Source organism: Pseudoalteromonas sp. 20-92 (genome assembly GCF_030847595.1).
GTDB classification, from domain to species: domain Bacteria; phylum Pseudomonadota; class Gammaproteobacteria; order Enterobacterales; family Alteromonadaceae; genus Pseudoalteromonas; species Pseudoalteromonas fuliginea.
In genome coordinates, this window is record NZ_JANJGQ010000006.1 from 115,527 (window position 1) to 129,822 (window position 14,296).

The window sequence follows — 14,296 nt, forward strand, 5'->3', positions numbered from 1 at the left end:
TTATAGCTTGTAGCTAAAGCCTAACAAGTAAGTGCGACCGTAATCTTGGTAGTCACGTACTTGTAAATTGTTATCACCCGAAAGCGAAGTAAATGGCTCTTCGGTTAAGTTTTGAATTTGGAATGTAACAGATAACCCTTCCAGACCTTGTAAGCCAGATTCAGCAAAATCATATCCAGTTTGAATATCCCAAATTGTTTCGCCTTTAATATCTACTTGCGTAGCTGCAAGTCCTAAGCCGTTAACATTACCTTTAAAGTCAGAGCGTTTACGCATACTTGTACGCGCTTGAAAGCCATTTCTTTCGTAATAAAAAGTTAAGCTATCGATCTTCTCTGATAAACCTGGCAGTTCATATTCATTCCCATTTTGATCTTCAATATCTTGCTCTACACCAGTATGGCTGGCAATTAAGCCAAAGCCTTCCAGTGATGAACTAAATATACTCAATGGTAAAGAAAGAGATAGCTCGTAACCCCAAAGGTCACCTCCGCCACCATTTACTTTGCCTGAGCCAGAACCTTGGCTATTTGCTGGTATTTCACCTGTTGATGGATTAGCGACACCAGTCATATCTATTGCGTAGTTACCGTCAAAAATCCAAGTAGAAATATCTTTATAGAAATACGCTGCTGCAAAATAACCTTCTTCATGAAAATAGTTTTCATAGCTTAAATCAAAACCAGTGGCTTCTTTAGGCTCAAGCTGCGGATTACCACCAGATACACTCCAGTTATTACCGTTAGAGTCTTGAGTTGGGCTATATGTTGCATTTACAGAAGCGTTCATTTCATCTAAACGAGCACGTGAAATAGTTTTAGCTGCACCAAAACGAACCGTTTGTTCTTCATCTATTGCAAATGATAAGTTTAAGCTAGGTAATACATGCGAGTAATCATGGCTAATGTCTGTTGGAGATACAACAACTAAACCGTTTTCGGTCGTCGCAGCAGAACCTTGTGATGATTGTTCCGTTTTAACATAACGCACACCAACGTTACCTGAAACAGGAATTGAACCTAGTTCAGTATTAATATCTGCTTGCAAAAATAAAGCTGTAACTTGTTCTTGTACTGTCCAAGACTGCGTTTTATGTTTTTGATCTGTTAAGCTCTCTTGTAGGAGATTGTAGTAACCGTCATTAACCAGACCATTAGTGTCATAAGCAATCATATTACCCATACCAATAAAGTCTAAACTTGCAGTGCCCAAACGGTATTTTTCAGGTACTGAGACCATTCCTGGGTTATCAAGTGAAAAATCTTTCAAAGTCATAAAATAACCTTCTGACTTTTTAGTTTTTTCACGGTCACGGTACGAAATACCAAATTTAATAGCGCTTATGTAGTCATTTTCAAGCACTTTGCTAGCAGCTAACTTTAATGTTTGAAGCTCATCATTAATTTCTGGTGCGTTGATGAAGCCATCTTGTGCTGTATTTTGGTAAGGCGTATCATTTAGGCCGTATTTATCATTTAACGCAGAGCTTGCGCCCCAAGATAACGGTCCACCTAGTTGAATTAAGTTATAGTCACTGTAATCAAGTTCATGGGTAAATTGCGCGCCCGTGTTGCCACCATTAAAGGTATAACCTAAGTTATCAGCAACACCATTACTGTCTCCGCGACCAGTTCCTGAGTAGCTTTCTATACTCCAAAGCTGACGTTCTACTTCAGATACACTTGCATCAAACTCTACAGACCATGCATCATTAATATCGTATTTTGTATTAAAACCGAATTGCTTTAGTTCAGCATTACGTTCTTCATAATCATTTCGAACAACAACACGTTGTCCTTGTTGCAGCTTAGCGCTAGTAATAAAACCAGATTCTTCGTCTACAGTAACACTGTTTGGTTCTATTTTGCTTTGACCCCATGCAAATGGAATTTCAATACCGCGTAAAATTCTTTCGTCAGAAAAATCAACATATAATGCATCGAATGTCATATTCAAGCGATCATTCGGAGATGCTTCTATAACAAGCATTGCTGAGTCACGATCTAATGTAGATGAACGCACATAAGGTTTAGCGCCACCTAGTATTGAGCTATATGGACCAACCGTTGTATCGTCTTTAAGCTTATTTTCAGAAACACTGTAATCAGGATAACCCCACGAATTCCAACGCTTTTCTTGGTTTGGAGAACTCATTTTGTTATACGCGAATGCCACACCAATAGTGTCATCTGCAAATTGGTCAATATACGAAAAAGTACCGCGGAAACCTTGGTTATCGCCATCTGGGTTTAACTTGTCAAAGCTTGTTTTTTCAAGCTGACCATTAAACATAACAACACGTTCACCTTTACTTAAAGGCTTAACCGTTTGCATGTCAATGACACCAGCAATACCTTCGGCTTCAATACTGGCATTAGGTGTTTTATAAACAGTAACACCGCTCATTATTTCAGATGGGTAAAGATCAAACTCTACGCCTCGGTTGTCACCAATAGACACTTGCTCACGGCCATTAAAAGTGGTCGCACTTTCATCTTCACTGAAACCACGAACACTCACACGACTTGCTCGGCCATCTAAACGTTGTGCAGTTAAACCTGGTAAACGTGCAATAGACTCAGCAATAGACGAATCAGGTAGCTTACCTATATCTTCTGCAGAAATAGATTCTACAACCTGTGTAGAAAAGCGTTTAGTGTTTATAGATTCAATTAAGCTGCCACGAAAGCCTTTAACCTCGATAACCTCTACGTCATCTTTTTTTATTGTATTTTCTTGAGCAGCTAGTGTTGCAAAGCTTGATAAGCCTGCAGCTGTTAATGCCAAAGTTAATATACTTGGTTTGAACATAGACATAATGTTTCCCGTTACCCATATTGTGATACCCGCATTCATTGTTTGAGTGATAGTCAAACAGGCGAGCTAATTTTGTTGTCAGGATGAATATTAACGCCAGCTTTATTTTATTAACAACTTTATGCATACGTATTCAACCGTTACAGAAGGATTTAACATTAACATAAACTTGAAAAAACAAAGACTAACCAATTGATTTAATTACATATAAAAACAAATAAATTCAATTGTAAAACATTGCTCGTTAAATTTACTCTATTAACAGTTAATAGCTCACTGACCTTGATGTAAACAAAGTGAAACTAATTAGTACCGCTATGGAAAATAAGAACTATTAAGCATCAACCAAGTGTTGAATTGGTCAGACCATTAAAGGTGAAACATAAAATATATTTCCCTTATAGGACAAGCTATTAGGTTTAGTTCGAGTAAGAAAATAGCTAAATTATATAATTGGTAAACAAAAAAACACACAAATCGAACATTTTTAATGATGCCTAAGTACTTATTTTTAATAATTTAATTGTATTAATTTTAGTGCATACGTATGCAGGCTTTTTACAGTGTTCAAGGCTTCACGTATGCTTTTTCAAATAACGTGATTAATCTTAATCACAAATAAGAATAGTCTAAATACTGTGTGGAATGACGGAGAAAAGCATGACCCAAAAGCAGTGGTATAAAGGTGCGGTTATTTATCAGGTTTATCCGCGTAGCTTTCAAGATAGCAACAACGATGGTATTGGTGATTTAAAAGGAATTATTAATCGTATTGATTACATTAAAAGCTTAGGCGTTGATGCTATTTGGATTTCACCTTTTTTCAAATCGCCAATGAAAGACTTTGGCTACGATATTAGTGACTACCGCGACATTGACCCGCTTTTTGGTGATTTAAATGATTTTGATGAGCTAATAAGCCAAGCCCATGATCGTGATATTAAAATAATTATTGATCAGGTATTAAGTCACACCTCTGATCAACATCAGTGGTTTTTAGATAGCCGCGATAATTTAATAAACGATAAAGCCGACTGGTATGTTTGGGCCGATGCAAAAGAAGATGGTACAGCGCCAAATAACTGGCTTTCTATTTTTGGTGGTGGGGCTTGGCAGTGGGAACCTCGTCGCGGGCAATACTACTTGCATAATTTTTTAACCGAACAACCGGATCTTAACTTTCATAATCCAGATGTAAGAAAAGCAGTGCTTGATAATGTAGAGTTTTGGCTTAAAAAAGGCGTTGATGGTTTTAGACTCGATGCTATTAATTTTTGTTATCACGATGCACGACTACGCGATAATCCAGCTAAACCAAAAGATAAGCGTCAAGGCCGTGGTTTTAGTGAAGATAATCCGTATGCGTTTCAGTACCATTATTACAACAATACTCAGCCAGAAAACATTGAGTTTATGCAAGATATTCGTGCATTACTTAATAAATACCCAGGTACTGTATCACTTGGGGAAATATCGTCAGAAGATTCATTAGCAACTATGGCAGAATATACTCAAGGCGGCGACAAACTGCATATGGGTTATAGCTTTGAGCTTTTAACAAATGATTATTCAAGTGAATATATTAGAACTACGGTTCAAACCCTAGAACAACATATGCTTGAGGGCTGGCCATGCTGGGCATTTAGCAACCATGATGTAGAGCGCGTAGCAAGCCGCTGGAGCGAAAACGGCAAAATCAACTCTCAGCAATGTAAAATGTTAACCGCCCTACTTGCTTCTCTTCGTGGCAGCGTGTGTATGTACCAAGGCGAAGAGTTAGGGTTAGGTGAAGCAAGTGTTGCCTTTGAAGACTTGCAAGACCCGTATGGCATAACGTTTTGGCCTAACTTTAAAGGGCGTGATGGCTGTAGAACGCCAATGCCTTGGGAGCAAACTGGATCGCAGCACGCTGGGTTTAGTGAAGCCAAGCCTTGGCTCCCAGTAGATGATGCACACAAAAAACAATCAGTTGCGATGCAAACAAATGATAACAACTCAATTTTAAATGCCTACCGTGAATTTATGACCTGGCGAAAAAAGCAAACGGTTTTGCTTGAGGGTGATATTGAGTTTATTGAAACGCCTGAGCCTGTGCTTGCTTTTTATAGAACCCTTGGAACGCAAAGAATGCTTTGCATGTTTAATCTAAGCTTTCAACAAGTAAGTATTGATATGCCAACATCAATCGTTAAAGAATACACTGAGCTTTGCCACCACAGCGCAAAATTAAGCCAAGATACACTAACGCTTGAGCCTTACGCTTGCTTTTATGCAGAGTGTTAATGACATCAATAGTTACACTTAATGTTACAGCTAAGCTCTAAACATAAAAAGCCCAAGTAAATTACTTGGGCTTTTTTGTACATTTAATTTTTCTAATGACTTTGGGTTTTACTGTTTAAGTAATCAGTTAGCGCAAATAGAACACCAGACATAACAAACGTAACATGAATAATCACCTTCCACAGTAATTCATCGTTTGGGTATGCACCTGAGTTAATAAATACTTTTAATAATTCAACAGCTGAAATAGCCACGATTGCGCTTATTAGTTTCATTTTTAGCCCTGAAAAACCGACTTTCCCCATCCAAGATGGTCTGTCTTCATGATTATCAATATCAAGCTTTGAAACAAAGTTTTCGTAACCGCTGAATGTAATGATTAGTAATAGCCCTGCTAATAGTGCGGTATCGACTAAGGTTAAAATGCCAACAAGTAATTCTTGATTAGTTGCTGAAAACGTCGCAATACCCATTAAATAAAGCTGTTTAAAAAATTTTATTAGTAACAATACAACTGCAAAGAGTAAACCAACAAAAAATGGGGCCAGAAGCCAACGTCCTTTAAAGATAAAAGATTCTAACGCATGCTCTAATTTATTCGCTTGGCGTGGCTTTTTTTGAGGTGTATGTGATGACATTTTTTGGTCTTTTAATTTAAAAAAGCGACCTTAGCTTATAACTCACAACAACACAATGATGTGAAAATACCGATAGATGAATTACTCATCTTCACGATAAAAATATTTCGTTATCTTTTATCTCAATTTCGTTTAAAAATCAGCATACCAACAGAATTGTTCTGTACTGGGCACTATTGTTTTACGCTTCAACTTAAATAGCGTAATTCAGTCGTCACACCATTTTTTTAGGAATAAACGAATGAACAAAGCATTGCTAGCATTAATCGTAGCACCTTTATTTGCAGTATCTGCAACTTACGCAGTAGCAGACGATGCGACAAACGCCTCAGCCGAAACAATAAAAGAATACACAGAAATGTGTGTTAACTGGGCTAAAGATGACGACGTAAGTAATGAAGATCTAAATGCATACGTATTAAAGTGTGTAAATGATGAACTTGAATCAGAAGGATACAAGAAAATATCTTCTGTAAAAATTTAATAATATTCATACCAATCTGCTTGTATATGTGGTCTATTTAACGATAATAAAATCGCGCTAGAACTAGGCAAAAATTTTGTATCTATTTGTTATAAATAAAAATTTTTAACAACGTGTAGAGTGATTTAATTCGATAAATTGTTCAAATATTTATGCAGGTTGGTATTATATGTGCGGCTAACAAAGCCATTGCGAAGTACATATAAATAGATAAAAAAAACCGGAATCGACACAAGCTGTGCGTTCCGGTTTTTTTTATAGCTTTTAAAAGCGATGAATAAGTGATTATTTACTTACTTATTCAGCCTCTTTTTTTGCTTTTGGCTTAGCCTTTGCTTTAGCAGGGGCTTTTTTAGCCGCTGGTTTCTTTTTAGGTGCTGCTTTTTTCTTCGCTTCTTCTGTCCATTTACCCGCTTCATAATGAGCAGTCCAGCCGGTAGCTTTACCGTCAACTTCAGTCATAACATACTGAGATTTATTTTTACGGCTATAGCGTACAACAGCAAGATTACCATCAGGATCTTTAGCTGGTGCATCTGCTAAATAATAAAACTTAGGCGAAATGCGGTCTCTAAAGCGTTTTAACTCTTCTACCTTAGGTGCACGTGTTTCACGTGACTTAGGAAAAGTATTTGCGGCTAAAAATATACCCGCAGCGCCATCACGTAAAACAAAATACGCATCTGATTTTTCACATTCTAATTCAGTAATGTGAACAGGGTCTTCTTTTGGCGGCGCTGCTTCGCCATTTTTAAGTAGCTTACGAGTATTTTTACATTCCTCGTTATTACAGCCAAAGTACTTACCAAAGCGACCCGATTTAAGCTCCATGTCCGAACCACATTTATCACATTCGATAATTGGTCCATCATAGCCTTTAATTTTAAAGGTACCTTCCTCAACTACGTGGCCTTTACATGCGGGGTTATTACCACACACGTGCAATTTACGAGTTTCGTCAATTAGGTATGAGTCCATTGCTGTTTCACAAATTGGACAACGCTTCATTTGCATTAACTTTTCAGTTTCTACATCTTCAACATCTGCAGCTACAGCTTCATCACCCGATACCAAGTTCATCGTTGTAGTACAACGCTCTTTTGGTGGAAGGCTATAACCAGTACACCCTAAGAAAACACCGGTTGAGGCCGTGCGTATACCCATTTTTCTGCTACACGTAGGGCATTCAATATCTGTTTCAACCATCTCGTTAAGACGCATACCACCTTGTTCTGGCTCATCTTTGGCGACAGTTAGTTGCGTTGAAAAATCAGCATAGAATTTATCAAGTACTTCAGTCCAAACGCGCTCGCCTTCCGCGATATCATCTAGCCGACCTTCCATTTTAGCGGTAAAGTCAAAATTCATTAAATCTGTAAAGTTTTCAACTAAACGATCGGTAACAATTTCACCCATTTTTTCAGCGAAGAAACGGCGATTTTCAACACGTACATAACCACGGTCTTGAATCGTTGAAATAATAGATGCGTACGTAGAAGGACGACCGATACCTCGTTTTTCAAGCTCTTTAACCAAACTCGCTTCACTAAAACGCGCAGGCGGCTTGGTAAAATGTTGCTTAGGATCAAGTTCAACAAGAGTCAGTGTTTCACCTAATGTAACCGGTGGTAATGATTGATCTTCTTCATTCTTTTTGCGAATTGCAGGTTGTACTTTAGTCCAACCATCAAAGCGTAATACGCGACCCTTTGCTTTGAGCTGAAAATCGTTTGCTGCAACAGTCAAAGTAGTTAGATCATATTCTGCAGGCACCATTTGACATGCAACAAATTGACGCCAAATAAGCTCGTATAATTTTTTAGCATCAGCGTCAACGCCTTCAATGTGACCAGAAAGCACTGTTACACTTGATGGACGAATAGCCTCATGCGCTTCTTGTGCATTGCCTTTAGAACTGTAGTTAATTGGATCTTTTGGTAAATATTTTTCACCAAATTGCTCCGTTACATATTCACGACACATAGCAACTGCATCTTTTGACAGATTAGTTGAATCGGTACGCATATACGTAATGTAACCACCTTCATACAAACGCTGAGCAAGCATCATGGTCTTTTTAACGCCATAACCTAAACGTGTACTTGCCGCTTGTTGCATTGTTGAAGTAATTAAAGGCGCACTTGGACGACTCTTACTTGGTTTTTCTTCAACATTAACAACTTTATATTCGGCATTCTCAAGGCTTTTAACTGCTGCGCTAGCCTGAGCTTCATTTACTGGCTTAAATGGCTTGTCGTCTTGTTTGGTTACTTCTAAACGTAACTCTGACTCTGTGTTTTTAACATCAGCATGAATATCCCAAAACTCTTCTGGTATAAATGCCTTAATTTCACGTTCACGTTCAACTAATAAACGCACTGCAACTGACTGAACTCGACCTGCAGAAAGTCCGCGAGCGACTTTTGCCCACAGTAATGGCGACACCATAAAGCCAACAACGCGATCTAAGAAGCGTCGCGTTTGCTGAGCAAAAACCATATCGGTATTTAACTCACCCGGCGTTTCGAACGCTTGTTGAATCGCATTTTTAGTAATTTCGTTAAAAACTACGCGTTTATACTTTTCAGGCTCTCCACCAATGATTTCTTGAAGGTGCCAAGCAATCGCTTCCCCTTCTCTATCCAAATCCGTTGCGAGATATATTTGATCTGCATTTTCTGCCAGTTTTTGTAATTCTTGGACAACTTTTTCTTTACCCGGCAATATTTCGTAATGCGGTTCCCAGCCTTGTTCAGGGTCAATTCCCATACGTGCAACTAAGTTGGTATAATCTCGTTGTTTTTTATACGCTGCTTTTTCTTCAGGTGGCAATTTACGAACTTCTGCTGGCGTTTTAGTTGCCGGCACTTTAGCTTTGCTTGAACCCGAAGTAGGTAAATCTCGTACATGTCCAATACTAGACTTTACGATGAAATCATTACCTAAATATTTATTAATTGTTTTAGCCTTAGCAGGTGACTCTACAATTACTAGCGATTTGCCCATAGTTGCCTATTTCTAACCAAATATTAAAAATGTGTTTACCGCTCTAAGCGGCGCGAATATTTATAGGTATATCTACAAACACTAGTTGTTACAAGCTTTTAATACAAACTTTTCAGTATTTACTGAATAAACGAACAATTTCTGTTGCTAATTTAAACAAACAGGTGTTTTTAGAATAATTGTTGTGGAATATATAGAACACAAACAAAAATGCCAACCTAAAGGTTGGCATTTTTTTAAAACATCATAAAATTATAGCTTAGCGTCGTCAGTAACTGCAATTGAAGTTGACGAAATAAGACCCGATGTAGCTTCAACACTAATTGTTAAAAAACCATCAGTTATATCATTTCTTCCATCGGCTGGCTCTCTTGTTATACCAAAGGAAATACCTACAGGCACAAAACTTGTTGTATTAGGAAAGATATAACTGTTAGTGCCCGTTAGAATACCATTTTCAGAGGCGATACTTACCTCACTCCCAACGGGTAAAGGGTTATTATAGGCATCAGCTATGAACACGGTTAATCCAACACTATTAGTTCCTGTCGCTTCTGTTAAGTCTATTGAATCAACTCCACACATTAGCTGGCCTGTTGAACTACGCACTAAAGGCCCTGTAGGGTCACTATTTACACGCACCTCAGTCGCTGTTACGCCTGTAATAGCAGCACAATCATTGGCATAAGTTATTAGCCTAAAGAATGCAGCATCACCAGACATTACAATTTCTTGGTTTTGAAATACGTTAACCATTTGGCGGCTGCATATACCAGCAGTTTCGTCTTCTTGACGGCATAGTAAACCATTATATAAACCGTTCTCTGTAGTCCAAGAACCATTACCATCAAAATCTACAAACTCTTCAAACTCATCGCCTGTTGAGTTATCACGTGAACAAGGATCCGTTCCATCGTTACAGTCTTTACCGCCAAAAGTGCCATCTTCATTGTTATCAATAAAAGCTTCTGGAATATCAAATAAATCATCAAAGAAGTCTTCGCTATCAAAGTAACCATTACCATTTAAGTCTGAAAAAGTCTCTTCACCAATAGCATATGCATGAACGGTTGCACGCCCCCCTAATGGTAAATCTAATGTTAGATCATTATTTAAAATACCTAATGGACACGGTAATCCACCATCACATTTTTGAGCAATTGTATTTTCGTACATTGAATCGGTAAACGGGCGTGGATTACTACTTGTCCACGTAACACTACAAACGCCATTCGTAGTCGTACAGCTTGGTTCGATAACACCACCTTCAGTAATAAAACTTACAGCAGTGCCATCTGGTACCGGGTTATTAAAATGATCGGCTAAGCGCGCATTAACAGATACTAAAGTCCCATCAACATTTAAACCATGCGTATTAAACTCTGAGCGAGATAGTGAAAAGCTATTTTGATCAGCAATCCCTGTGCTTATAACTAAAATATCCGAAGGCGCTGTTACAACCACAGTTTCGCCACCAACATCATCTTTACTTGAAGCAATAACACGCACAGGCGTCGCAACTGCACCAGACTGAACTGTAGTCTGTATCTCACCAGCACTATTGGTGATAGCCGAAGCGGTACTAAGCGTAATTCCACCTACTGAAGTGGATAATGTAAAGTCGACAGTTCTAGAAGCTAGTGCATTACCGTTAGAATCAATTAGTTTAAATCTAACTTCTGAAATTTCACTTCTGTTAGCTCCACCTGTACCTTTTAATGAAATAACAGGTTGTGTTACTTCAATAAATTGGATGAAGCCAATATCAGCTGGAGATACATTAATCGTTGCCGTACCTGATACAGTATCACCACCAGTAACAACTGTTGCAGTAATAATATCGCCGCCAACACACGTTAAAGGTCGGTAAGTTGAACGAGCGAAACCACCAATGCTGGTAACAGCTTCATCCATCACAGCTAAACCACTTGCAACACAGCCTGATGAAAATTCTACATTTAATGGGGTTGTATAGGCTTCACCATCTTTAGTAATTTCAATAGAAATTAGTGCTGTAGCACCTGCGGCTAAAAATTCATCATCAGCTAAAGAGCTTGTTATAGTAATATCAATATCTACAGCAGCTATCTGAAATGCTTTGGTAATGCTGCTCCCCAATACTGAAACAGTTATTTCTCCAGCCCCTACATCTCTGCCGGGGATAATATCAAGTATTGCAATACCATTTACATCGGTGATTGCGGTGCCCGTTGTAGGTGAAATAGAGCCAATCGTTGTTGTTGCCATAACGAGAGTTTGAGTTAGTGGTATGGTTGAATCCTTTTTATTAACTTTAATATAAAGGATGCCAATTGAATCACCAGAAATACCGGCAGTCTCTTCACATAAACTCACATCCTTCGTCGTTTTGAAGTCAGGTGGGCAGTTTTGGAATATTGTAAATGCTATATCGGCACTGCTTTGATTTGGATCAATCGCATCCCCACTGGTATAAAAGCCCAATGTAGATTCAACCGCTTCAAACTGAGCGGTAACAATACCAGCCCCTTCAATTGTTCCTGATGTCAAATTGAGCGTAGCTATGCCCTTTGAGTCAGTCAGTGCAGTCCCTGAACTGGGCAATAAACTACCAAGCGATGAGTTAAAAGTAACAACTTCTCCAACCGCCGGTTGACTATCAGAATCTAGAACAAGCGCCTTAATTAAACCACTTTCACTTGCACTAATCTGGCTCGTTTGTGCCAGTGTTGTCGCCGAAAGTAAGCTTAAATCAATCGTAAAATCTTCCGACAATCCCAGCACAGGAGCGTCGCCTGCTGTAGTGTAAGTATAAGCATTAGAGTTTATATTACTGCCATCTTCAGTAATATAAGTAGCTGAAACAGTTCCTGCACCAGCTTCAGTGCCAGCAAGTATATCTATTTTAGCAATGCCTTCATTATTGGTCATTGCTGTTCCATTAGACGGATTTATTGTTCCAAAGCCTGATAGATTAAATTGTATTAGCTGAAAAGCAGCTGGTTCACCGTCTAATAGAAGTATTGCTTGTGCAATTGCGGGCGTTAAAAAATTTACATTTCTGGCCTCTCCTCCATTTAATGTTTGTAAACTAACGGCCAGCTCTACTTTAGGTATAACTTCAGTTTGAGTTTGAAAATCAAAAACGTCTGTATACGTTGCGCCATCAATAGTATACGTCGCAGTAACTTCTCCCGCGCCAGTAATTGTTCCCGCAGAAAGTTCAACAGTGGCAATACCGTCACTTTGGGTTAATGCCGACTCTGGATTAAGTTCACCCACACCATCAGCTAAACTGAACGTTATGCGTCTACCTGCAACTGGGGTATCATTTTGTTTAAGTGTTACACGTAAATCTATTGGCGCGTCAGCAGTTACTGCATTTGATTCAGAGTCACTAGTTTGAGAATACCCTTGAAGGGTTACTGTATAAACAGTTGTGTCGGTATCAGTATCACCACCCACTGTGCCATCTTTTTCAAGCGTTCCACCTCCGCCACAAGCCATGAGTAAAAAGCTAAGTAACATAATACTGAGCAATCGCGTTAAAGGCATTGACCTCTCCCTAGTGTTGTTATTATTAACTAAACGTTATTTACCTAATATTAACCTATAACCTAGTTTAAAATCACAGTTTTTTATTACTTTTTTGTATAAAATAATTTTCAATAAATACTAACTTTTTCTGTATAAATATTTATAGACTGGTAGTCTATGACAAAATTTATTAAAAGTAGATTAGGGTATATGTCAAAAATCCGTTCAATGAGTTTAACCACTCGCATCATGATAGGTATGGGGTTAGGGGTTATAGTAGGCTTTATATTTCAGGCTATTTTAGCTGGTGAAGACGATTATCTAATACCACTTGGGTTATTCTCTTTGCCAATTAAAGCATTTTTTGTCGATGGCCTTTTTCATGTGGGTGGGCAAATATTCATCGCTAGCTTAAAAATGTTAGTTGTCCCGCTCGTTTTTGTTTCACTTGTCTGTGGAACCTGCAGCCTTAGCGATCCAAAAAAACTGGGACGCTTAGGTGGCAAATCTATTAGTTTATATTTACTAACTACAGCTATAGCTATTACAGTAGCAATCTCCCTAGCCTTATTATTTAATCCCGGGGAAGGAATTGGCTTACCTTCTCAAGCGAGTTACGATGCAAAAGAAGCACCTACTCTAGCTAGAGTTATTATAGACATGTTCCCAACAAATCCATTTGAAGCAATGGCTAAAGGCAACATGCTACAAGTCATTGTATTTGCATTACTATTTGGCATTGCTATGGCACTAAGTGGTAAAGCAGGCAAACGCGTTGCTGATGTATTTGAAGACTTAAACACAGTTATTTTAAAATTAGTTACTTTATTAATGAACATTGCACCATATGGCGTGTTCTTTTTAATGGCAAAGCTGTTCACTACAATAGAGCTCAATTTAATTGTGAGCCTAGCTAAATATTTTGGCGTTGTTGTTTTGGCCCTGCTATTACATGCGCTTGTAAATTACACATTACTATTAAAAATACTAACGGGCTTAAACCCGCGTATTTTCTTAGCTAAAATGAAGCACACCTGTTTATTTGCATTTAGTACATCAAGCTCTAGCGCAACCATGCCTATTACACTTGAAACTGCGACTAAAAAGTTAGGTGCAAGCAACTCAGTTGCCTCATTTACTATCCCCCTAGGTGCAACCATTAATATGGATGGTACAGCGATTATGCAAGGCGTCGCAACCGTATTTATTGCACAAGTGTTTAGTGTTGATTTAACGATTTCTGACTATTTAATGGTCATATTAACAGCTACGCTCGCATCTGTAGGCACAGCCGGTGTTCCTGGTGTTGGCTTAATAATGTTGGCAATGGTACTTAACCAAGTTGGCTTACCTGTAGAAGGGATTGCTATTATAATTGGCGTAGATAGATTGCTAGATATGACCCGTACTGCGGTAAATGTTACTGGTGACTGTATGGTTACCTGTGTTGTTGCCAAGTCTGAAGGTGAACTTGATGAAAGCGTATTCAATGACCCTAACGCAGCTAAAGATTTAGAAGATTATCATAAGTCTATTGATTCATAATCTATGA

Annotated in this window: 7 protein-coding genes; 3 read left to right on the plus strand and 4 right to left on the minus strand. The window is 38.4% G+C overall.

Features of this window, described 5'->3' with window-relative positions:
- Positions 1-2,817, minus strand: a complete 2,817-nt coding sequence (locus NRL14_RS08205; RefSeq protein WP_306724419.1) for a TonB-dependent receptor — start codon at positions 2,815-2,817, stop codon at positions 1-3.
- 660 nt (positions 2,818-3,477) lie between these two features.
- Between NRL14_RS08205 and NRL14_RS08210 the strand changes: the two genes are divergently transcribed.
- Entirely contained in the window at positions 3,478-5,100 is a 1,623-nt protein-coding gene (locus NRL14_RS08210) for an alpha-glucosidase family protein (protein ID WP_306724420.1), read from the plus strand.
- Between the two features lie 92 nt (positions 5,101-5,192).
- On the opposite strand, the gene NRL14_RS08215 is transcribed toward NRL14_RS08210, so the two are convergent.
- Positions 5,193-5,738, minus strand: coding sequence for a TIGR00645 family protein (locus NRL14_RS08215; protein WP_007375378.1), 546 nt, complete (start codon positions 5,736-5,738; stop codon positions 5,193-5,195).
- Between the two features lie 241 nt (positions 5,739-5,979).
- Between NRL14_RS08215 and NRL14_RS08220 the strand changes: the two genes are divergently transcribed.
- Positions 5,980-6,222: a hypothetical protein gene (locus NRL14_RS08220; protein WP_007375379.1), complete on the plus strand. Its 243-nt coding sequence runs from the start codon at positions 5,980-5,982 to the stop codon at positions 6,220-6,222.
- 297 nt (positions 6,223-6,519) lie between these two features.
- Here the strand turns inward: NRL14_RS08220 and topA are convergent, their stop codons facing one another.
- Positions 6,520-9,228 carry a type I DNA topoisomerase gene (topA, locus tag NRL14_RS08225; RefSeq protein ID WP_008134073.1) on the minus strand — a complete coding sequence of 903 codons (2,709 nt, stop codon included), beginning with the start codon at positions 9,226-9,228 and terminating at the stop codon, positions 6,520-6,522.
- 252 nt (positions 9,229-9,480) lie between these two features.
- Complete coding sequence (locus tag NRL14_RS08230; RefSeq protein ID WP_306724421.1) at positions 9,481-12,762, minus strand: Ig domain-containing protein; 3,282 nt, start codon at positions 12,760-12,762, stop codon at positions 9,481-9,483.
- A 192-nt stretch (positions 12,763-12,954) separates the two neighbouring features.
- Between NRL14_RS08230 and NRL14_RS08235 the strand changes: the two genes are divergently transcribed.
- A complete protein-coding gene (locus NRL14_RS08235) occupies positions 12,955-14,289 on the plus strand; it encodes a dicarboxylate/amino acid:cation symporter (RefSeq protein WP_033029520.1) in 1,335 nt (444 codons plus the stop codon).
- Positions 14,290-14,296: the final 7 nt, after the last annotated feature.

Excerpts from the sequence above, each read along its gene's own strand:
- NRL14_RS08220 (WP_007375379.1), top strand. The coding sequence starts at position 5,980 with ATGAACAAAGCATTGCTAGCATTAATCGTAGCACCTTTATTTGCAGTA.
- NRL14_RS08235 (WP_033029520.1), top strand. The coding sequence starts at position 12,955 with ATGTCAAAAATCCGTTCAATGAGTTTAACCACTCGCATCATGATAGGT.
- NRL14_RS08230 (WP_306724421.1), bottom strand. The coding sequence starts at position 12,762 with ATGCCTTTAACGCGATTGCTCAGTATTATGTTACTTAGCTTTTTACTC.
- NRL14_RS08210 (WP_306724420.1), top strand. The coding sequence starts at position 3,478 with ATGACCCAAAAGCAGTGGTATAAAGGTGCGGTTATTTATCAGGTTTAT.
- NRL14_RS08215 (WP_007375378.1), bottom strand. The coding sequence starts at position 5,738 with ATGTCATCACATACACCTCAAAAAAAGCCACGCCAAGCGAATAAATTA.
- topA (WP_008134073.1), bottom strand. The coding sequence starts at position 9,228 with ATGGGCAAATCGCTAGTAATTGTAGAGTCACCTGCTAAGGCTAAAACA.
- NRL14_RS08205 (WP_306724419.1), bottom strand. The coding sequence starts at position 2,817 with ATGTCTATGTTCAAACCAAGTATATTAACTTTGGCATTAACAGCTGCA.